General features: G+C 41.5%; 19 protein-coding genes and 1 pseudogene. 18 read left to right on the forward strand and 2 right to left on the reverse strand.

Annotated elements, in window-relative coordinates; translation table 11 throughout:
- Nucleotides 1–26: 26 nt before the first annotated feature.
- Nucleotides 27–818 carry an SbcC/MukB-like Walker B domain-containing protein gene (locus DWX73_RS01675; RefSeq protein WP_242996525.1) on the forward strand — a complete coding sequence of 264 codons (792 nt, stop codon included), beginning with the start codon at nucleotides 27–29 and terminating at the stop codon, nucleotides 816–818.
- A 97-nt stretch (nucleotides 819–915) separates the two neighbouring features.
- On the opposite strand, the pseudogene DWX73_RS15385 reads toward DWX73_RS01675, so the two are convergent.
- Nucleotides 916–2,126, reverse strand: a pseudogene (locus DWX73_RS15385) (argininosuccinate synthase).
- Between the two features lie 239 nt (nucleotides 2,127–2,365).
- Between DWX73_RS15385 and DWX73_RS01685 the strand changes: the two are divergent.
- The 6 genes from DWX73_RS01685 (at nucleotide 2,366) to DWX73_RS01710 (ending at nucleotide 8,930) form a co-directional block, all read left to right on the forward strand.
- The gene (locus tag DWX73_RS01685) at nucleotides 2,366–2,797 is read left to right on the forward strand and encodes a DMT family transporter (RefSeq protein WP_118346405.1); all 432 of its coding nucleotides are present in this window, start codon (nucleotides 2,366–2,368) and stop codon (nucleotides 2,795–2,797) included.
- Between the two features lie 81 nt (nucleotides 2,798–2,878).
- Complete coding sequence (locus DWX73_RS01690) at nucleotides 2,879–3,538, forward strand: helix-hairpin-helix domain-containing protein (protein ID WP_242996527.1); 660 nt, start codon at nucleotides 2,879–2,881, stop codon at nucleotides 3,536–3,538.
- 20 nt (nucleotides 3,539–3,558) lie between these two features.
- Nucleotides 3,559–4,245 (forward strand): response regulator transcription factor, encoded by a 687-nt coding sequence (locus tag DWX73_RS01695; protein WP_118346406.1) that lies wholly within the window; start codon nucleotides 3,559–3,561, stop codon nucleotides 4,243–4,245.
- Nucleotides 4,202–5,680, forward strand: coding sequence for a sensor histidine kinase (locus DWX73_RS01700; protein ID WP_118346457.1), 1,479 nt, complete (start codon nucleotides 4,202–4,204; stop codon nucleotides 5,678–5,680). The genes DWX73_RS01695 and DWX73_RS01700 overlap by 44 nt, the downstream gene beginning before the upstream one ends.
- 14 nt (nucleotides 5,681–5,694) lie before the next feature.
- A complete protein-coding gene (locus DWX73_RS01705) occupies nucleotides 5,695–6,633 on the forward strand; it encodes a GerMN domain-containing protein (RefSeq protein WP_118346407.1) in 939 nt (312 codons plus the stop codon).
- Between the two features lie 11 nt (nucleotides 6,634–6,644).
- Complete coding sequence (locus DWX73_RS01710; protein WP_118346408.1) at nucleotides 6,645–8,930, forward strand: DNA internalization-related competence protein ComEC/Rec2; 2,286 nt, start codon at nucleotides 6,645–6,647, stop codon at nucleotides 8,928–8,930.
- Here DWX73_RS01710 and DWX73_RS01715 read toward each other — a convergent pair.
- Entirely contained in the window at nucleotides 8,927–9,538 is a 612-nt protein-coding gene (locus DWX73_RS01715) for a TetR/AcrR family transcriptional regulator (protein WP_118346409.1), read from the reverse strand. The two genes, DWX73_RS01710 and DWX73_RS01715, sit on opposite strands and share 4 nt — an antisense overlap.
- 442 nt (nucleotides 9,539–9,980) lie before the next feature.
- On the opposite strand from DWX73_RS01715, the gene DWX73_RS14505 reads away from it, so the two are divergent.
- The 11 genes from DWX73_RS14505 (at nucleotide 9,981) to hemW (ending at nucleotide 22,180) form a co-directional block, all read left to right on the forward strand.
- The gene (locus tag DWX73_RS14505) at nucleotides 9,981–10,538 is read left to right on the forward strand and encodes an ATP-binding cassette domain-containing protein (protein ID WP_330413376.1); all 558 of its coding nucleotides are present in this window, start codon (nucleotides 9,981–9,983) and stop codon (nucleotides 10,536–10,538) included.
- Nucleotides 10,502–11,512 (forward strand): ATP-binding cassette domain-containing protein, encoded by a 1,011-nt coding sequence (locus DWX73_RS01720; protein ID WP_330413377.1) that lies wholly within the window; start codon nucleotides 10,502–10,504, stop codon nucleotides 11,510–11,512. The genes DWX73_RS14505 and DWX73_RS01720 overlap by 37 nt, the downstream gene beginning before the upstream one ends.
- A gap of 55 nt (nucleotides 11,513–11,567) precedes the next feature.
- Nucleotides 11,568–12,545: a DNA polymerase III subunit delta gene (gene holA / locus DWX73_RS01725; RefSeq protein ID WP_118346410.1), complete on the forward strand. Its 978-nt coding sequence runs from the start codon at nucleotides 11,568–11,570 to the stop codon at nucleotides 12,543–12,545.
- 68 nt (nucleotides 12,546–12,613) lie between these two features.
- Nucleotides 12,614–14,428 (forward strand): translation elongation factor 4, encoded by a 1,815-nt coding sequence (lepA, locus tag DWX73_RS01730; protein WP_118346411.1) that lies wholly within the window; start codon nucleotides 12,614–12,616, stop codon nucleotides 14,426–14,428.
- 22 nt (nucleotides 14,429–14,450) lie between these two features.
- Nucleotides 14,451–14,840, forward strand: a complete 390-nt coding sequence (locus DWX73_RS01735; protein WP_118346412.1) for a GrdX family protein — start codon at nucleotides 14,451–14,453, stop codon at nucleotides 14,838–14,840.
- A 33-nt stretch (nucleotides 14,841–14,873) separates the two neighbouring features.
- Entirely contained in the window at nucleotides 14,874–15,617 is a 744-nt protein-coding gene (locus DWX73_RS01740) for a TetR/AcrR family transcriptional regulator (protein ID WP_118346413.1), read from the forward strand.
- A 267-nt stretch (nucleotides 15,618–15,884) separates the two neighbouring features.
- Nucleotides 15,885–17,171 (forward strand): sarcosine reductase complex component B subunit alpha, encoded by a 1,287-nt coding sequence (grdG, locus tag DWX73_RS01745; protein ID WP_118346414.1) that lies wholly within the window; start codon nucleotides 15,885–15,887, stop codon nucleotides 17,169–17,171.
- Between the two features lie 16 nt (nucleotides 17,172–17,187).
- Nucleotides 17,188–18,507 (forward strand): sarcosine reductase complex component B subunit beta, encoded by a 1,320-nt coding sequence (gene grdF, locus DWX73_RS01750; protein WP_118346415.1) that lies wholly within the window; start codon nucleotides 17,188–17,190, stop codon nucleotides 18,505–18,507.
- A gap of 142 nt (nucleotides 18,508–18,649) precedes the next feature.
- Nucleotides 18,650–19,789, forward strand: coding sequence for a YkvI family membrane protein (locus DWX73_RS01755; RefSeq protein WP_118346416.1), 1,140 nt, complete (start codon nucleotides 18,650–18,652; stop codon nucleotides 19,787–19,789).
- Between the two features lie 130 nt (nucleotides 19,790–19,919).
- Nucleotides 19,920–21,002 carry a DUF3810 domain-containing protein gene (locus tag DWX73_RS01760; RefSeq protein ID WP_118346417.1) on the forward strand — a complete coding sequence of 361 codons (1,083 nt, stop codon included), beginning with the start codon at nucleotides 19,920–19,922 and terminating at the stop codon, nucleotides 21,000–21,002.
- Nucleotides 20,993–22,180 carry a radical SAM family heme chaperone HemW gene (hemW, locus tag DWX73_RS01765; RefSeq protein ID WP_118346418.1) on the forward strand — a complete coding sequence of 396 codons (1,188 nt, stop codon included), beginning with the start codon at nucleotides 20,993–20,995 and terminating at the stop codon, nucleotides 22,178–22,180. The genes DWX73_RS01760 and hemW overlap by 10 nt, the downstream gene beginning before the upstream one ends.
- The last annotated feature ends 105 nt before the right edge of the window (nucleotides 22,181–22,285 follow it).

Consider the following 22,285-nt stretch of genomic DNA (forward strand, 5'->3'; position numbering starts at 1 on the left):
CTAAGATCCGGGAAAATGAAGCATGGGTGCGTCGGTTTGAAAAAGAGCAGGCAGAGAGAAAAGGAATGTTAATTTCGCTTCAGGAACAGGCTTCGGGAAAACAAATCACAGATACAGAAGCAATGCAAGCAGAACTTCGACAGCTTCAGGAACAGAGAAAAATACAGGAACGCATTTACCAGAAGAAGTGCAGTCAAAATTATCAGAATGAGCAGGCGTTTGAGCAGTTGGAACGATACTGGAAAGAAATCGGCAGCCGAAAAGAAGAATATGAACTATTGCAGGATTTGAATAAAACGGCGAATGGTACCCTGAGTGGAAGTGTCAAACTGGACTTTGAAACGTATGTGCAGCGTCAGTATTTTAAACAGGTCATCTATGCTGCCAATAAGCGTCTTGTAAGGATGAATTTTGAACAGTTTTATCTGGAGTGCCGGGAAATTTCCAATCTGGGCAATCAAGGGCAGTCAGGGCTTGATATGGATGTAAAGAGCTTCCTGAATGATTCGGTTCGGGATGTCAAGACGCTTTCTGGCGGAGAATCTTTTTTGGCAGCGTTAGCTATGGCGCTTGGTCTGGCAGATATCATTCAGAATACTGCCGGAGCAATACGGCTGGATACCATGTTTATTGATGAGGGATTTGGTTCTCTCGATGATGAATCCCGCAATCAGGCAATTCAGATATTAAATGAGCTGGCAGGAGATGAGAGGCTTGTAGGAATTATTTCTCATGTCAATGAATTGAAGGAGCAGATTGATCGCAAACTTTTCATAGAAAAGGGAGAAAATGGAAGCAAGGCGCACTGGGAGCTATAAAAGGCTTGAGAGATTTTAAAAGAATACCCCCATTTGAAATGGAATATTAAATCCATATCAGATGGGGGTTTTTCTATGTTTTGTAAGATGAAAGGTCTTACTGATTCAGCTGTTTCATAGCTCTGACTTTCAATGGAAGTCCAAAGAGGTTGATAAATCCTTCTGCGTCATGATGATCATAGAGTTCTCCGGTTGTAAAGCTTGCAAGAGATTCGCTGTACAGTGAGTATGGAGAAGTTGTTCCGGCTTTGATGATATTGCCTTTGTATAGTTTGAATTTCACTTCTCCTGTTACATATTCCTGAGTTGTCGTGACGAAAGCCTGAATTGCTTCACGAAGTGGGGTAAACCATTTTCCTTCATAAACAACCTGTGCCAGTTTATTGCCCATTTCTTTTTTCACTTCATAAGTTGCACGGTCTAATACAAGTTCTTCCAATTGCTGATGTGCCTCCATAAGAATGGTTCCGCCAGGAGTCTCATAAACACCGCGGGATTTCATGCCAACAACACGGTTTTCCACAATGTCTACAATACCGATGCCGTGTTTTCCGCCAAGTTCGTTTAATTTTCGTATAATATCAGATACTTTCATTTCTACGCCGTTGATGCTTTTTGGAACACCTTTTTCAAATGTCATTGTCACATATTCCGGTTCATCAGGTGCTTTCTCCGGAGTGACGCCAAGAACGAGCAGATGATCATAGTTTGGTTCCGCGGCAGGATCTTCCAGTTCCAGTCCTTCATGCTGATATGCCATAAGTTACGGTCACGGCTATAGCTTTGTGTCGCATCAAATGGAAGATCGATGCCATGTTCCTGGCAATAAGCGATTTCTTCTTCACGGGACTGCATTGTCCATAAATCAGTCATACGCCATGGGGCGATAATCTTTAGTTCCGGTGCAAGGGCTTTGATGCCAAGTTCAAAACGGATCTGGTCATTCCCTTTTCCGGTAGCACCGTGGCAAATAGCAGTAGCTCCTTCTTTTTTCGCAATTTCTACAAGCTTGGCAGCGATGCCCGGACGTGCCATAGAAGTTCCGAGTAAGTATTTATTTTCATAAACAGCGCCAGCCTGCACACACGGTACAATATAATTGTCACAGAAATCGTCGGTAATATCTTCAATATATAATTTAGATGCGCCGGAGAGTTTTGCGCGTTCTGCCAGTCCATCCAGTTCTTCGCCCTGTCCGCAGTCAATGCAGCAGCAAATAACTTCATAGTCAAAATTCTCCTTTAACCATGGGATGATGGCGGTTGTATCTAATCCGCCGGAATATGCCAGTACAACTTTTTCTTTCATAATCTATATCCTCCTACAAAATGTAATCTTTTTAAGCGATGAATATAATATACAACTTAATTCATAAATATGCAATATATTTTTGAAAATAATAATAAAAACTTATAAATAATCAAAAATACACAATGATTATGAATAAAAATTAGTTTAAAAGGGTTTGTGGATAATATTAAGGGAAGCAAATGCGATAAACAGGGGAAAGATTGGTTATACTTTTAAAAAAGGAGGATGAGCAGTATATGGCAGGATGGATTATTGCACTGATTTCAGGAGTGTTGATGAGTGTGCAGGGAGTATTTAATACAGAAGTGACAAAAACGACAGGGATGTGGGTAAGTAATGGATGGGTACAGTTTAGCGCATTTCTTACTTGTGTGGCAGTATGGCTCTTTACCGGAAGAGACAGTATTGCAGCGCTTACAAAGGTGCAGCCTCGTTTTATGTTAGTTGGAGGTGTAATCGGAGCCGGAATTACCTGGACGGTTATTGCAAGTATGAAACAGCTTGGTCCGGCAAGGGCCGTGCTTCTAATAGTTGTGTCGCAGATTTTGGCAGCGTATCTCATAGAGCTTTTGGGGCTGTTTGGAGTGGAGCAGGCACAATTTGAATGGCGTAAGGCAATAGGAATGGCGCTGGCAATTGCAGGGGTTATGATTTTCCAATGGAAATAGTGAAGTTGCCGTTGAGCTTTTGTAATAGAGTTGTTATAATAAAATGTACAGCATCTAAGGGGCATCTGGACGTTCGGGAGAATGAAAGGAAAAAAGATGCAGAAACAAATGATAAGAATCAGCAATTTGATAGTTCTGGTGCTTTGTCTGCTGACAGGTACCGGGTGCGGCAGTGAGAAAGAAGAAATGGAGCCGTTTTTGATTGAGGAGGAAGTTCAGGAGCAGGAGAGAGTTTCTTCTGAAGAAGAGGAAAATAAAGATACACAAATACAGGCGGAGGAAGCAAAAGCTCCGCTGACCGTGTTTGTTCATGTGTGCGGGGCTGTGAATCATCCGGGAGTCTATGAACTTCCGGAAGGAAGCCGTATCTTTGATGCGGTGGAAGCTGCCGGAGGCATGACAGCGTCCGCAGCAGTTGTGTATCTGAATCAGGCGGCGCTTGTAACAGATGGGCAGCAGCTGTATGTGCCGACGAAAGAGGAAGCAGATGCAGGAAATGCGATGTCGCCTGCTGCACAGAGTGAGGTATCCGGACAGGCAGAAGATGGGAAAGTGGATTTGAACCACGCTTCGAAAGATGAGCTTATGACACTTCCCGGAATCGGAGATGCAAAAGCAGAAAGCATTATCCGTTATCGCGAGGAACAGGGAGGTTTTCAGTCTATCGAAGAACTGATGAAGATTGAGGGGATTAAAGAAGGTGTATTCCAAAAGATAAAGGACGATATTACAGTCACATAATAAGATAAAGGAGACGCATTATGGGGAAAAGAATCTTAGTGGTAGATGATGAAAAGTTAATCGTGAAAGGAATCCGTTTCAGCTTAGAGCAGGAAGGGATGGAAGTAGACTGTGCATATGATGGGGAGGAAGCATTGATGTATGCGAAAGAAAATGAGTATGATCTCATACTGTTAGATGTTATGCTTCCAAAGCATGATGGATTTGAAGTATGCCAGACAATCCGGGAATATTCAGATGTTCCGATCATTATGCTGACGGCGAAAGGCGATGATATGGATAAGATTCTCGGCTTGGAATACGGGGCAGATGACTATATCACAAAACCATTTAACATATTAGAAGTAAAAGCACGGATGAAAGCGATTATGCGCCGGATGAATAAGCGGGAACAGACGAAAGAAGAGAAGACGCTTGTGAAGGGCGACATGACGATTGACCGTGACAGCAGGAGAGTCTTTATTGCAGAAAAAGAGATGAATCTGACGGCAAAAGAATTTGATCTGCTGGAACTTCTCGCGGCAAATCCGAATAAAGTATACAGCCGTGAAAATCTTTTGAATCTTGTGTGGGGATATGAGTACCCGGGAGATGCGAGAACAGTGGACGTTCATATCAGGAGACTGAGAGAAAAGATTGAAAAGAATCCGAGTGAACCAAAATATGTACATACAAAGTGGGGAGTTGGTTATTATTTTAGGGGATAAGCTGGTATTCCGGAAACGATTTTTAAAGAGTCTTCGCTTTCGGATTATTGTTATGCTTGTAGCGGTAGGCATTATTCCGTGTCTCATTTTAAAAGCAACAATTCTCAGCAATTATGAGAAAAGAGCAGTTTCACTAAAAATATCGGAGCTTCAGAATCAAAGCATGATTCTTTGCGATCAGCTTGACAATGCAGACTATATGGAACATATGGACTCAGAAGTGATTAATGCGGAATTACTGCAGTTTTCTAATATTTATAATGGCCGTGTGATGATCGTAGATGATCATTTTCAGATCATCAAAGATACATATGACGCAGATCAGGGAAAAACACTGGCATCCAGCGATGTGATTAAGTGCTTTCGCGGGAAAGGAACGAATCGCTATGATATGAAGAATCGATATATTGAAGTAACATCGCCGATTCTGCAGAACAATAGGAGGGCTGTTGAAGGCGTTATGTTGGTAACTGTCTCCATTGATGCGATTTTAGATAGTGCGGAGATACTTGAAGGGAAAGCAAATCTTGTAGCGATCACAGTATTTATTTTACTGATTGGCATTGCGGTACTGATCGCAGCTGTACTTGTCAGACCTTTTGGGAGAATTTCCAGGGCAATTGAAGGCGTAACGGAAGGTTATGATGAATCATGCAATCTGCACGAAAATGCCTACACAGAGACGGAATTGATTTCGGATGCATTTAATAAAATGATCGGACGACAGAAGGTGGTAGATGATTCCAGACAGGAATTTGTCTCCAATGTCTCCCATGAGCTGAAAACACCTCTGACCTCTATGAAAGTACTTGCAGATTCACTTCTGGCACAGGAGGATGTTCCGGTAGAATACTACAAGGAATTTATGGGAGATATCGCAGAGGAAATTGAGCGGGAGAATAAGATTATCAATGATCTTCTTTCCCTTGTAAAAATGGATAAAACTGCTTCCGGTCTGAATATTAAGCCGGAAAATATCAATGAATTGCTGGAACGGATTTTGAAACGTCTTCGTCCAATTGCGGCAACAAGAAACATTGAGGTGGTTTTTGAGAGTTTTCGTCCGGTAACGGCAGAGGTAGATGAGGTAAAGCTATCGCTTGCTTTTTCCAATCTGGTAGAAAATGCAATCAAATACAACATAGATGAAGGATTTGTACATGTATCGCTGAATGCAGATCACAAATATTTTTATGTAAAAGTAGTTGACAGCGGTATCGGAATTCCGGAGGAGGCGCAGGATCATATCTTTGAGAGATTCTACCGGGTAGATAAGTCTCATTCCCGGAAGATTGGCGGAACAGGGCTTGGTCTTGCAATTACGCGCAATGCCATTGTGATGCACCGCGGAGCTATTAAAGTGTACAGTAAGCCGGGCGAGGGAACTACGTTTACGGTTCGGATTCCGCTGATGTACATTACGCAGAAATCATAAAAGGAGAGAGACATTTGAGAAAATATTATCGGTTTGCTGCCGTGTGTCTTGTGGTCCTGATTGCGCTTGGGACAGTCGGATGTAAAAAAGAAGAGAAGCAGAAAACAAAAGGCCGCAGCATCTTTTATGTGAACATGGACCAGACTGGGATTGTACGAGTTCCCTATGAAGCAAAAAAAACAACTGCCGGACAGGAAGTGGAAACAATCCTGAAGAAAATGAAGGAGAACCCGGATTCTCTTGAATATCAGGCTGCAATTCCGGAAATGATTACGGTGCAGGGAATTACCGGGATTACAAATGAGCAGAAGATCCTGGGACTTGATTTTAACAGCGAATATATGCAAATGGATCCGGTAACAGAAGTCTTAATGCGGGAAGCCATTGTTCGGACAATGGTGCAGATTGAAGGGATTGATTCTGTTGTGTTTACGGTAGATCAGGTTCCGCTAAAAGATAAATACGGTAAAGAAATTGGCGAGATGCGCTCGTCAGACTTTCTGAAGGATACGGGCTCAGCTCTGCATTCTTATAAAGTAACAACATTAAATTTATATTTTGGAAATGAAAATGGAGATCAGCTTGTGGAGCAGCGGGTAAGGATTCCGTATAACAGCAATACTTCTCTTGAAAAAGTAGTGTTGGAACAGTTGGTGGAAGGACCGTCGAACAATAAAATGACAGGAACGCTGCCGAAGGAACTGAAGATTTTAAGTGTGGCGGTACGAGACGGCGTTTGTTATGTGAATCTGGACGAGACGTTTCTAAGCGGGCCCTATCAGGTTCAGCCTAAGGTAGCGATCATGTCGATTGTAAATTCCATTATAGATTCCGGCAGTGTATCTCAAGTACAGATTTCAGTCAACGGTTCCGGAGATCAGGTGTTTCAGGGAGCGATTCCGCTTGATCGGCCATTTTCTATGGATCTGGATATTGTAGAAGGATCGAAATAGAAAGAGGTTTTATGCGAGGAAGACCATTATGTATGGTATGCCTTATCTTTTTATGTGTCACAGGGATATTAGTAAAAGCAGGAGTGATATCAGGAATCCCGGAGGATTCCTGGATCGCTCTAAGAAAACTAGCCTCCTTTGAGACGTGTACGGTAACAGGAATGGCATACCGTGTAGAACAAAAAGAAACAAATCAAATCATTTATCTAAAACAAGTTCAGCTGCAGGCTGATCTGGAAGGGAAAAATCAATTCATGCTTCCGGTCAAAGCCTGTATCATATATGACAAATCATTTACAAAAATTCCAATTGGAGCAAAAATCAAAGGAAAAGGGAAAATAAAGTTATTTGAAAGCGCGCGCAATCCGGGCAATTTTGTGCAGGACTTTTATTATGAAAAACAGGGGATTCTTTGTTCTGTTTTTGCAGAAAAGAAGATAGAGATAAAAGCAAAGTCTGCACCATACGGGAAACTTTTAACATGGCTAGTTGGTGTAAGGAGCAGGTGGAATCAACAGTTAATCGAGAAAGCAGGAAAAGAGGCAGGAGGAATTCTTGCTGCGATACTTACAGGAGAAAAAACAAATCTGGAACCCAATATCAAAGAACTCTATCAGAAAAATGGAATAGGACATATTTTGGCTATATCGGGACTTCATGTTTCCTTCATCGGACTTGGAATGTATCAGATTTTGCGAAAGGCTGGATGTCCTTTTTTCCTGGCCGGTGCAATGAGTATGGCAATTCTTGTGCTCTATATGCTGATGGTGGGCAGTTCAGTGTCTGTAATTAGGGCAGTGCTGATGCTTTCTATTCGAATTGGTGCAGATATTGTCGGACGGTCTTATGATCTTGTTACTGCGCTTTTTGCGGCGGCAGCCGTTACAGTCATCTGGAGACCTCTTTACTTAAAGGATGCCTCTTTTCTGATGTCGTATGGAGCAATTCTTGGGATTTTAGTAATGACACCGGTAGTTAGACGTATTTATCGGGGAAGCAGGAAGATTGTTAATGCATTTCTGGGAGGTCTCGGACTGCAGTTATTTCTTTTGCCGGTGATGTTATATTTTTATTATGAATTTCCACCATATTCGGTAATATTAAATCTAATTGTGATCCCACTTTTGACGATACTTATGGGAGGAGCCATCGGAGGAAGTATTTTGAAACTTGCAGGAGAGATATTTGCCCCCATAGTTCCATTTGCCTTTCTGTGTGAGGGACTTAGCAGTATTAGTTTGTCTGTTTGTCGGATGATTCTGCGATGTTATCAGCTGTTTGGCGAGTGGTGCATGGAACTTCCGGGTGCACGAATCATCTGCGGAAGACCGGGAATGTGGCAAATCATAGGTTATTACAGCATTTTATTTCTGCTTTCGTTTGTGACCAGAAAGATAGAACGGCGTGAACGTAAGGAGGAACAAAAAATCCGGCAGACAGTAGGAATCGCAGTAATACTTACGGCAGCAGTGATTTTTTGCATAACGAATTTCAGAAAGTTTGATCGGAATTTGGAAGTTACACTTCTGGATGTGGGGCAGGGAGACTGCATTTATATACGGACACCTTCAAATAAACATTTGTTAGTAGACGGTGGAAGTACAGATTTAAAACAAGTAGGAAAATATCGGATTGAACCATTTCTTTTGTCCAGGGGAGTAAGAGCATTGGATTATGTGATGATTACACATGGGGATAGTGATCATTATAGTGGAGTGGAAGAAATGATTGAAAGACAAATGAGTGGTGTTAAGATAGAACGGTTTATGCTTCCGGCTGTCTGGAGGGAAAATGAGGCTCTTAGTCATTTGGCGGCGGAAGCACTCAAGAAACATATACTGGTAGGAGAATTTCAGCCGGGGAGAGGGATTGCAGATGGCAGATGCAGACTTTTATGTCTGCAGCCGGGAATAGAACAAAGTCAGTGGGAAACAAATGAAGCATCGCTTGTTATGCATCTGAGTTATGGGACTTTTTCTATGCTGTTGACAGGAGATGTGGAAGGAAAAGGTGAAGAATTGCTCTGTCAATCAGGAAAGCTTTCTGAAATAACTGTTCTGAAAACCGCTCATCACGGATCAGAGCATTCCACACCGGAGCAGTTTCTCGAACAGACAAAGCCCAAATTGGCTCTCGTTTCTGCAGGAATTGAAAATGTGTATGGTCACCCGCATCCCAAGCTGTTGGAACGTCTAAAATCATTTGGGATTCCGGTCTATAATACAGCAAAATCAGGAGCATTAACTGTGAAAACAGATGGAAGAAAAACTACGATAGAAGTATTTGTTCCAAATTAATCTGTAACCAGATGATTATGGATGATACTTCGGATGCTCATGTTCAAATAAGGACGCAGTTTCTCAAAAGGGATCGGATCATTATGTAAGATGGTACTGTAGCTGACAGAGCTTGCCAATTCAATAATCATGAAAAGCATGATATCAGGGTCTTTTAAATGAACATCGGGGTTGCTGTGTATAAGAGCATCGTATAGTGAAAGACAGTCAACTTCCGGCTGCGGAAGCTGTGCAAAAAGCAACGCTTTATGGAAAATTCCCCAACTGAGATTTTTGGAAATAAAATTTAAAAGTTCCGGATGCTTTCCAAGTTCTTCTAATGTATAATTAACGAGAAAGATAATCTGATCTTCAAATTCCGGAAGATCTTCTTTCATCAGAGCCTCACAGGCAGAACGAAAAAGGATTCCTGCATGATGGGCAATCAGGCAGTCTCGTACTTGATATTTATCCTGAAAATATAAATAGAAAGTTCCTTTTGCTACACCGGCATTGTGAGTGATATCAGAAACGGTTGTCTTTTCAATACCTTGTTTGAGAAAAAGCTGGTAAGCGCTTTTTAAGAGACGTGACGCCTTTTCCTGCTTATTCATTTCAATTTTTCCCATGATGATTTCCTCCTTATCGTATTATATTATAAGATTGGAAAGAACGATAGTCAATAGAAAATGACTAAAAGTCAGTTCTTTTCCTGTTTTTTGCTTGACAAATGGGAGTAAGTTTCATAGAATGAAAAAAGAGTATGCACAAAAAGGAAAATGTGCGAAAAGGCAGGTGTGAAGATGATTATTCGATAGTATGACAAATGAAGGAAACAGAAGAGCGTTATATGACTGCATAAGAATGCAGTTTGTTTCTGTTGCCGGAATCCATACTATCTGAATGTCATTTACGCATTGTTGTTTTCGTATTTTCCTGAGAGGAAGTGCGAAAGGGGCAGGTTTGTGAAAGCGCCTGTCTGTATAATAGAAGATGCGTGTCAGATCAGAAGAGTCTGTTTCCGGAGCGGAACAGACTTTTTCTTTTGCTGTTAAGAAAGGAGCAAGTAGAATGCTACAGATAAAAGGACTGACCGTGACACATAAGAAAGATTTAAAAGTGATCATAAAAGATTTTTCCTTTGTGTTAAATGAAGGAGAGAAAGCGGTATTGATTGGCGAGGAAGGAAATGGAAAATCTACAATTTTGAAGCTAATCTGCCGGGAAGAAGAAACAGATTATGTTAGTTATGAAGGTGAAATTAACAGAGGAGGAATGAAGCTTGGGTATCTCCCGCAGGAACTTTCAGCAGAAGATGCGGAGAAAACCGTGTACGACTATTTAGCAGAAGAGGGACAGTTATTTTTATTGACACCAAAAGAGTTGTCTCGGCTTTCTGGAAAACTTGGGGTGGCCGGGGAACTTTTTTATTCAGAACAGAAGATGGGAACACTGTCTGGAGGGGAAAGAGTAAAAATACAACTTGCCAGACTTTTAATGGAACAGCCGGATGTGTTTTTTCTCGATGAGCCTTCAAATGATTTGGATCTGGATGCAATTGCATGGCTGGAACAATTTATTCAGGAGCTTAAGTGTCCGGTGATGTATATTCTCATGATGAAATGCTGATTGAGCATACAGCAAATGTAATTATTCATTTCGAACAACTGCGAAAGAAGACAGTGCCGGTGTATACGGTAGCTCGTACGTCTTATCAGCGGTACTGTCTGGACAGAGAGCAGAGATTTGCACATCAAATGCAGATAGCCAGAAAAGAACGGTGCGATCATCAAAAACAAATGGAGCGATATCAGCAGATTTATAATAAGGTGGAACATCAGCAGAATGTGATTAGCCGCCAGAATCCAGCTGGAGGGCGTTTGCTGAAGAAGAAAATGCATTCGGTAAAGTCAATGGGAAGGAGATTTGAGCGGGAGAAAGAACAAATGACAGAAATACCGGAGAAAGAGGAAGCAATCGGAATTGCTTTTGATAGAAAGATTTCTATTCCAAATGGAAAGACAGTAATTGATTTTGAACTTCCGCATCTTCAAGTGGGAGAACGGGTACTTGCAAATGATGTGAAGTTTCGAATGAATGGAAGTGAGAAGGTAGTAATCGTAGGCAGAAATGGAGTCGGAAAATCAACATTTCTTAAAAGTATTTGGGAACATCTGCAGAAGCGAACAGATTTGAAGGTTTCGTATATGCCGCAAAAGTATGAGGAACTTCTGGAAGATGGAAAGACGCCTGTGGAATTTCTGTCCCGAAGTGGTGATAAAGAAGAACAGACAAGAATACGATCATGGCTTGGCAGCATGAAATATACCCGGGAGGAGATGGAACATCAGACATCAGAACTTTCCGGAGGTCAGAAAGCAAAACTACTGTTTATGAAAATGAATCTTGACGGCAGTGAGGTGCTGATTCTGGATGAACCTACACGCAATATTTCACCGCTGTCAGGACCGGTGGTCCGCAATGCACTGAAATCATTTGGAGGGGCAATTATCAGTGTTTCTCATGATCGGAAATATATTCGTGAGGTGTGTGACACAGTATATGAGCTTACGGAAGAAGGACTTTCAAAAACATGCTTGTAAGAAGGGCGGATTCTGGTGTAAGATAGAAGAACAAAGAAAGACAGGAAGTTAGCTTATGCAGAGTTTGAATGAGGATTTAAAGACAGGACAGTTTAAGCATGTGTATCTCTTATTCGGAGAAGAGGCTTATCTAAAAAAACTGTATAAAGAGCGTCTGAGAAAGGCGATAGTTTCGGATGGGGATACGATGAATTTTTCTTATTTTGAGGGAAAGAATACGAACCCTCTGGAAATCATTGATCTGGCAGAGACGATGCCTTTTTTTGCAGAGCGGCGTTTGATTATGCTGGAAAATACAGGATTTTTTAAAAATGCTTCTCCGGAGCTGGCAGAATATATGAAGCAGATTCCCGAGACAACTTATTTTGTTTTTATTGAGAATGAGATTGATAAGCGGGGAAAACTATTTAAGGCAGTAAAGGAAAAAGGACGCCCGGTGGAGCTGGGGCGGCAGGATGAAAATACGCTGACCAAATGGATTCTTGGAAGAGTGAAGCGGGAAGGAAAGCAGATTTCGGCTCAGACAGTGAAGCATTTGCTTGAACGAAGCGGAACAGATATGGAGACATTGGAGAAGGAGCTGGAGAAACTATTCTGCTATACGCTTGAGCAATCGGCAATTACTGCAGCAGATGTGGATGCGGTGTGTACAGTGCAGATTACAAATAAGATTTTTGAAATGGTAGATGCGGTGGCAGGACGCAGACAGCGACAGGCGCTCGACTATTATTATGATCTTCTGGCGCTGAAAGAACCGCCGATGAGGATTTTGTTTCTTTTGGCAAGACAGTTTGGAATTCTGCTTCTCGTAAAAGATCTGACAGAGCGGCGGTATCCGAATCGTGAGATTGCATCGAAAGCGGGTGTTCCGCCTTTTGCAGTAGGAAAGTACCAGAGCCAGGCAAAAGCCTTTACAGCAAAGCGTCTCAAAGAGATTCTGGAGGCAGCTGTGAATGCTGAGGAGGCTGTTAAGACCGGAAAAATGGGAGATATTCTCAGTGTAGAGCTGTTTATTATAGAATATTCAAGATAAGAATTGAAAGGTAAATCTTTTTTATGGTATACTTAACAGAACGTGAAAATAGGATGGAGGAATAAATTGTGGCGACAATCGATCAGAGTAAGATTCGAAATTTTTGTATTATCGCACATATCGATCATGGAAAATCAACACTTGCAGACCGTATCATTGAGATGACAGGGCTTTTGACAAGCCGTGAGATGAAGGCTCAGGTGCTTGACAATATGGAACTTGAGCAGGAACGCGGAATTACGATCAAATCACAGGCTGTCCGGGTTGTATATAAGGCAAAGGACGGCCAGGAATATATTTTTAATTTAATTGATACGCCGGGACATGTGGATTTTAACTATGAAGTGTCAAGAAGTCTGGCGGCATGTGATGGGGCGATTCTTGTTGTGGATGCAGCCCAGGGTGTGGAGGCGCAGACGCTGGCGAACGTTTATCTGGCGCTGGATCACGATCTGGATGTGATTCCGGTTATCAATAAAGTGGATCTTCCGAGTGCGAGACCGGAGGAAGTCATCGAAGAGATAGAAGATGTTATTGGAATTGAGGCGCAGGACGCACCTTTGATTTCCGCAAAGACAGGACTGAATGTGGAGGAGGTGCTGGAACAGATTGTTCACAAACTGCCATCTCCTACAGGCAATCCGGATGCGCCGCTTCAGGCATTGATCTTTGACTCTGTATATGATTCTTACAAGGGAGTTATTGTATTCTGCCGCCTGAAAGAAGGCACGATCAAGAAGGGAACAACCATCCGCATGATGGCAACAGGCGCCCAGGCAGAAGTTGTGGAAGTCGGATATTTTGGCGCCGGTCAGTTCATTCCGTGCGACGAACTGAGCGCCGGAATGGTAGGATATGTTACAGCCAGTCTGAAGAATGTAAAAGATACCCGTGTCGGCGATACGATTACAGATGCGAACCGCCCTTGTGAGAAACCTTTGCCGGGATATAAGAAGGTAAATCCTATGGTATATTGCGGAATGTATCCGGCAGATGGGGCAAAATATCAGGACTTGCGGGATGCGCTTGAAAAACTGCAGCTCAATGATGCTGCACTTCAGTTTGAGCCGGAGACATCGGTGGCGCTTGGATTTGGCTTCCGCTGTGGTTTTCTTGGCTTGTTGCATCTGGAAATTATTCAGGAACGGTTGGAGCGGGAATACAATCTGGATCTTGTGACAACTGCACCGAGTGTTATTTATAAAGTGCATAAGATGAACGGAGAAGTCATTGACCTGACGAATCCGTCCAATCTTCCGGATCAGACGGAGATTGACTATATGGAAGAACCGATGGTCCGGGCTGAGATTATGGTAACATCTGAATTTATCGGAGCAATCATGGATCTGTGTCAGGAACGCAGGGGAATTTATGAAGGAATGGAATATATTGAGGAAACCCGCGCTGTATTAAAATACCGTCTGCCTTTGAATGAGATTATTTATGATTTCTTTGATGCCTTGAAATCAAGATCAAGAGGTTATGCTTCCTTTGATTACGAAATGACAGGCTATGAGAGATCTGAACTTGTGAAACTAGATATTCTGATCAATCGTGAAGAGATGGATGCATTATCCTTTATCGTTTTTGCAGATTCAGCGTATGAGCGTGGAAGAAAGATGTGTGAAAAGCTGAAAGAAGAGATTCCGCGGCAGCTTTTTGAAATTCCAATCCAGGCAGCGATTGGAAGCAAGATCATTGCAAGAGAAACTGTAAAAGCTATGAGAAAAGATGTGCTTGCCAAGTGTTATGGTGGAGATATTTCCCGTAAGAAAAAACTTCTGGAAAAACAGAAGGAAGGAAAGAAACGTATGCGCCAGGTTGGAAATGTAGAAATTCCGCAGAAGGCGTTTATGAGCGTTCTGAAATTGGACGATAAATAACAAGGAAAGAGAGGACAAACCGATGTGGGAATTAGAAAAGGCAACGCTGATCACAAATAATGATCGCGTGTATGAAAAGTACAAGAATGACTTGGAAGTAATCCTGCTCAAAACATATGAGGAGGTACTTCTAAAAACAAGAGACCTTGTGTATGACCGTCATGTACTGTTGACGCATCCACAGGCTTCCAGTTTAAAACCGAATCAGACACCGTACCGTTCGGTTGTTGTGTACCCAAAGGGTGAAGAGGATAATATGAAAGATATCATGCTGATTGAAAAATGTATTGAAACATTCCGTCAATGGCAGGATATCGCCAAGACACCGGATTCTTATGAGGAGAAGGTGGCAAATGACTTTAAAACGATTGACCTATCAGTAATTGACAATATTATCCCTCGAATCTGTTAAACGGTTTTACTACAGATACAAAGGGGAATAAGAATGACGTCAGAAAAAGATTGTTTGCATAAAGTTTCGTCAGAAAAAGAAAATTCCGGATATTTTAAAGGGTTGTCCAGAAGAGATTATATTCAAAAGGCGTACGACTTGATTCAAAAAGAAGGAATCCAGGCGGTATCGATCAGAAGGATCGCACAGGAGTTAGGGTGTTCTTCTGCCAGTTTATATCGACATTTTGAAAATCGGGATGAATTGTTATATTATGCAGAGCTTAGAACACTGAAGAATTATATTGTGCGTCTGAATCAGGCAGAACGGACCTGGAAAAATATATGGGATATCTATGTTGGAATATGGGACTGTTATGCAAGAGAAGCATTTGCAAATCCGGAAGCATATAACCTTTTATTTTTTACATATACGAATGAGAAGCTTCAGACATCAATCCGGGAATATTATGATATGTTTCCGGAAGACATTCGCGATTCAAACCAATTTTTCAGCGCGATGCTCCAGACGCCTGATTTTATGGGGCGAGATTTTGAAGTATGTAAGAAATGTGTCCGTGCAAATGTAATCTCATTTGAGAATGCACTTCGGATGAACCGGATGGTATGTATGCTTTATAAGGGATATCTGAAGACGATACTGGATGACGGAATTGAAGAACATCGAATGGAAGCGCGCGTGAACCAGTTCGTTGACGATGTGGACCGTATTGTTATGTCACTTGCAAAAGATATGAAAGGATATCAGGGATATCGAAAGCGAAATTTAAAGAACTGATCAAAAGAACTGATGAAAGTCAGTTCTTTTTTTGTTATTTTTGCATAAAATGATAATAGGAAAAAGCAATCAAAGAACTCTATTTATAGATAAAAGTGATAAAAAAGAAAAAAAATAATTAAAAACACTTGAATGTTATCGCGATAAGTTGTACAATAAGCACAAGTTAAGAAACGGTACAGAAAGAAAAAAATAAGAGAACTGCCAACATCATATTTTTTTCAAAGTAAGTTATCGCGATTACAAATTAAAAGGAGGGACCTATATATGAAATTGGAATTAGGTAAAATTGTGATCAAAGATATCCAATTTGCAGACAGAACGTATGTCAAAGATCAAGTACTCTATGTGAACAAAGAAGAAGTTGAAAAACTGGTACTCGAGGATGATAAACTGTTAGAATGTCATTTGGATATCGCACGTCCGGGCGACAGCACTCGTATTACACCGGTTAAGGATGTTATCGAGCCACGTGTAAAAGTAAGCGGCGGAGAGATTTTCCCGGGAGTGATTGGAAAAGTTACACCAACAGTTGGTGAAGGAAGAACACATGCACTTGATGGATGCTGCGTTGTTACCGTTGGTAGAATCGTAGGATTCCAGGAAGGTGTTATTGATATGAGCGGTCCGGCAGCAGATTACTGTCCATTCTCTAAGACAGTAAATCTTTGTGTTGTTATTGAACCACAGGAAGGACTTGAAACACATGTTTATGAGAAAGCCGGACGTATGGCTGGATTAAAAGTTGCAGCATACCTCGGTGAAGCAGGAAGAAACGTAGAACCTGATACATTAGAAGTATTTGAAACAAAACCAATCTTCGAACAGGCTCAGATGTATCCGGATCTTCCGAAAGTAGGATATGTTCATATGCTTCAGTCTCAGGGACTTCTCCATGATACATATTATTATGGCGTAGATGCAAAACAGTTTGTTCCTACATTTATGTATCCAACAGAGATTATGGACGGTGCAATCGTATCCGGTAACTGTGTTGCTCCTTGTGATAAAGTTACAACATATCATCATTTCCATAACCCGGTTATTGAAGACTGCTTCAAACATCATGGAAAAGATATCAACTTTATGGGTGTTATCCTGACAAATGAGAACGTATTCCTTGCAGACAAAGAAAGACATTCAGATATGGTTGCAAAACTTGCTGAGTGGATGGGACTGGATGGTGTGCTGATCACAGAAGAAGGATATGGTAACCCAGATACAGACCTTATGATGAACTGCCGTAAAGTAGAGAGAAAGGGCGTTAAAGTTGTATTAATTACAGACGAATTCCCAGGAAAAGACGGAAAATCCCAGTCTCTTGCAGATACATGTGAAGAAGCAACAGCACTTGCATCTTGTGGTCAGGGTAATGCGACTCTTCACTTCCCAGCTATGGATAAAGTTATTGGTACATTGGATTACATCGAAAGCCAGATCGGTGGATGGGCTGGATGTATCAATCCGGATGGTTCTTTCGAAGCAGAACTTCAGATTATCATAGCATCAACAATTGCAAACGGCTTCAACAAGCTGGCAGCAAGAGGATATTAGAGAGGAGGCGCAACTTATGGCAAAATATAAAGTTGTACATTATATAAATCAGTTCTTCGCCGGAATTGGTGGAGAGGAAAAAGCAGACATTCAGCCAGAAGTAAGAGAAAGTGTAATCGGACCTGGTATGGCACTTGCAAAAGAATTGGGAGAAGATTACGAAATCGTGGCTACAGTGATCTGTGGAGATAACTATTTTGGTGAAAATCTTGATGAAGCAACAGATACAATCATCGAGATGGTGAAAAAATACGAACCAGATGTATTCGTAGCAGGACCGGCATTCAATGCAGGACGTTACGGAGTAGCATGTGGTACAATCTGTAAAGCAGTAGAAGAAAGACTTGGCGTTCCGGTTATTACAGCACAGTATGAGGAAAACCCTGGTGTGGATATGTTCCGCAAAGACGTTATCATTGTTAAAACAGGCGATTCTTCAGCATCTATGAGAAAAGTTGTTCCGGTACTTGCTAATCTTGTTAAAAAACTTGCAACAGGCGAAGAAATCTTAGGACCGTCCATCGAAGGTTACCATGAAAGAGGTATCCGTGTGAACTACTTCGCAGAAGAAAGAGCATCTGCAAGAGCAGTAAAAATGCTTGTGAAGAAGATGAAGGGTGAAGAATTTGAGACAGATCTTCCGATGCCGAAATTTGACCGCGTAGATCCGGCCCCTCCTATTAAAGATATGAAACATGCAAAACTCGCGGTAGTTACATCCGGTGGTGTTGTTCCTACAGGTAATCCGGATCATATCGAATCCTCCAATGCGACTAAATTTGGTGTTTACTCCATTGAGGGTATGGATACAATGTCACCGGACGACTTTACTACAATTCATGGTGGATATGACAGACAGTTTGTTATGGCCAATCCAAACCTTGTAGTTCCGCTTGATGTTCTTCGTGAAATGGAAAAAGACGGAGAATTTGGTGAACTCGTTAACTACTTCTGCACAACAACCGGTACTGGTACAGCAACTGGTTCTGCAGCAAAATTTGGTGATGCTATTGGTAAGAGACTTGTTGAGGATCATGTAGACGGTGTTATCCTCGTCAGCACATGAGGTACCTGTACACGTTGCGGTGCAACGATGGTAAAAGGTATTGAAAAATATGGTCTTCCAGTAGTTCATATGGCTACAGTAGTTCCGATTTCTCTGACAATCGGTGCAAACAGAATTATCCCAGGCGTTGGTATTCCATATCCACTTGGAGATCCGACACAGGGCGAAGTTGATTCTAAGAAGATCCGTAAGAAAATGGTTAGACGTGCACTGAAGGCTCTTCAGACTCCAGTTGATGGTCAGACTGTTTTTGAAAAAGATGATTTCTAAAATATAGCACTTTCAGTTGAGTGCGGTGCCAACCGTGCACCGCACTCAATTTTTTATTCACGGAAGGTTTTTGTGGATAAGGGAATTATAGATTGTCATAAAATTGACAAAAGATAACCTGAAAAGGGATAGGAGGGTTTTTATGGGTAACAGCGAAAAAGTTAGTTGGAAACGAGTATTAATTCTTGCAGGAGCAGTAATCGCCTTTACAATTGGTTCCGGATTTGCAACCGGACAGGAAATTATTCAGTACTTTACAGCATATGGAACAAAGAGTTTATTAGTTATTGCAGTGTTTGCGGTTGCATTTTTATACTATAACTTTAACTTTGCAAAAGCAGGTGCTGAGCAGAAATTTGAACGTGGTAATGACGTTTATAAATATTTCTGTGGTAAATATGTAGGTACATTCTGTGACTACTATTCAACAATTTTCTGTTACATGTCATTCTGGGTAATGATTGGTGGCGCTGCTTCTACATTACATCAGGAATATGGTCTTCCACAGTGGGTTGGAGCTGTTATTTTAACAGTGCTGACAATTCTTACAGTAGTAGGTGGTCTGAATTCTCTTGTAGATGCCATTGGTATTGTTGGTCCGATTATCGTTGTGCTTTGTATCGGAATTGGTTTGATTACATGTATTTCAGATGGCGGTAACATTGCAGCAGGTCTTGAAGTTATTAAAGAAGGTGCATACGAAGGTGCAGCAGCCGGCGAGACAATTAAGAATGCCGGAGCAAACTGGCTGATTTCAGGTCTTTCTTATGCAGGTTTCGTACTTCTGTGGTTTGCAAGCTTTACAGCAGCATTAGGTGCAAAGAATAAGAAAAAAGACTTAAATTACGGTATCATCGGTGGTACAATTGCTGTTTGTGTAGCAATCGGTCTTGTATCTTTTGCACAGATTTCTAATATTAACACACCTATGGCAAATGGAGAAGCATATGTTTGGAATGCAGATATCCCGAACTTAATTCTTGCAATGGAAATCTGGAAACCATTCTCTGCAATTTTTGCAATTGTTGTATTTGCAGGTATCTATACAACAGCTGTGCCGTTACTTTACAACCCGGCAGCAAGATTTGCCAAAGAAGGTACATCTCAGTTTAAGATTCTTACAATCGTGCTCGGAATCATTGGTCTGATCGTTGGTTTATTCCTTCCATTCAGAGTACTTGTAAATGTAATCTATGTATTAAATGGATATGTAGGAGCAGTCCTGATCCTCTTCATGATCTGGAAGAATATTAAAGATTTCAGAGCAAAGAGAGCGAAATAAAAGGTTTTCTCTTAAATGTCATATAATATAGAAGAAACTCGTCTAATTCAGGCGGGTTTTTTCTTTTTTCCATTGATTCGACACATTTTTGTAGTAGAATAAAAAAGATCATATGTGACAGGAGAAACCAATGAAAAAAATAAAGATTGCATTTGCCATGATCGGAGCTGATCTGTTGTTGCTTGTATTAGCAAGACGCTATGAAGCGATGGCAGAATGGTATGGCAATAGGATTTATCCGATTTGGTTACAGACACTGGGCAGAGTGTGCGGATGGTTTCCCGGTTCTGTAGTGGAATGGTTATTGTATGCGCTAGTTTTGACAGCAGCAATATGGTTTGGAAGATTTCTCATACAAATTCATCAGAAAATGCCGGGGGCAAAACAGTTCTTTCTGAAAGGAATGCAGCGGGCATTTCTGTTTAGTGCAGTATTATTTACACTATATACTGTGACTTGTGGGATAAATTATTATAAAATGTCTTTTACAGAGACGTATGGGATTACAAAAGAAGTCTACACAACGGAAGAACTGTATCGTGCATGCGAAATTCTGGTGGAACGAATGAATGAGCTGTATGATCAGGTTAGAAGAAATGAAACAGGAGAAATGATTGTTTCAAAAGATGCACGCAGGGAAGCTGTGTCAGCAATGCAGTCGCTTGGAGCGTCTTATGAAAAACTGGAAGGATTCTATCCGCTGCCCAAAGGGCTTGCCGGATCATGGATTTTGTCGGTTCAAGGCTTGACAGGAGTTTATTCACCGTTTACGGTGGAAGCAAATTATAATAAGGAAATGACGGGGTATAACCAACCCTTTACGATGTGCCATGAGTTGGCGCATCTAAAAGGCTTTATGCAGGAGGAAGAAGCAAATATGATTGGATTCTTGGCATGTGAACAGTCGGAAGAACCGGAATTTCGCTATAGCAGTGCGATGATGGGATGGATTTATTGTGGAAATGAATTGTATGACAGGGATAAGGAAAAATATCAAAGCCTGTCTGAACGGCTTCCAAAGGAAGCACACAAAGATCTGGAAGCGAATTCCCGGTTCTGGGATGAGCATGAGGGGATTATCTCTGAAGCTTCTGAAAAAGTCAACGATGCCTATCTGAAAGCCAATCGGCAGGAAGCGGGAGTGGAAAGTTATGATCAAGTAGCAGATCTGATTGTACAGTATCTTGTAGAGAAGGAGAAGATATGGAAGTAGCTATTACAAAGAAAAAAGAATTGGAGATTTATATTCACATTCCTTTTTGTGTGAGAAAATGCGCGTACTGTGATTTTTTGTCAGGTCCGGCAGCGCCGGAAGAGCAGAAGGCATATGTGCAGGCGCTTATCAAAGAGATTAGGGCAGCCGCTTGTTATAGAAGCCGATATGAAGTGACAACGATATTTTTCGGTGGCGGAACACCTTCGCTTTTAGCGGGAGAGCAGCTTGATGAAATTATGAGGACGATAAAAGAGAGCTTTCCGATCAGAGAAGATGCGGAGATTACAATGGAAATGAATCCCGGAACAGCGAACCGGGAAAAATTAAAAGCATATCGTCAGGCGGGAATTAACCGATTGAGCATTGGGCTTCAGTCGGCAAATAATCAGGAATTAAAGATACTGGGACGAATACACACATTTGAAACTTTTTTAGAGACGTATCAGATGGCAAGAGAAGAAGGATTTGATAATATTAATGTAGATCTGATGTCGGCGCTTCCGGGACAGACAGAGACGAGCTATGAAGAGACGGTCCAAAAGGTACTTACGCTTGCACCAGAGCATATTTCTTCCTATAGTTTGATCATTGAAGAGGGAACACCGTTTTTTGAATGGTATGGCAAAGGCGAAACAGGCAATATGCCGGAACTTCCGGACGAGGATACAGAACGCTGTATGTACAGACGGACGAAAGAACTTCTGGAGGAGGCAGGATATTACCGCTATGAAGTGTCTAACTATGCACTTCCGGGAAAAGAATGTCGCCATAATATTGGATATTGGGAACGGAAAGATTATCTTGGATTCGGGATCGGGGCGGCATCACTGCTTGAGGAAAACCGTTTTTCTAATGTACGGAACAGAAGTGTCTATGTGCAGGCGTTGGAGCAATACGAAGGAGAAGAAGTGTTTGCGGCAATCCGGACAGAGAAAGAAGTACTTTCAAAGGAGGATCAGATGAGTGAAACAATGATTCTTGGACTCCGCATGATGAAGGGAATAGCAAAAGACGAATTTCACAAACGATTTGGAAAAGCGATGGATGAAGTGTATGGCGATGTTCTTAAAAAATATATTGACTGGAATCTTCTGGAACTGACACAAGACAATCGTGTGCGTTTTACAGAGCAGGGGATTTCGGTCAGTAATATTGTTCTGGCAGATTTTTTATAGAAGCTGCCTGTTTTATAGATTTTTTATATTTAGGATGTTGACAAATAGGCTTGGTAGTGGTATTTTAGTATCAGTGAATATGTTAGCACTCAAAAAAGAAGAGTG

It is taken from the genome of Coprococcus sp. AF21-14LB (assembly GCF_003458885.1).
GTDB lineage: Bacteria > Bacillota > Clostridia > Lachnospirales > Lachnospiraceae > UBA9414.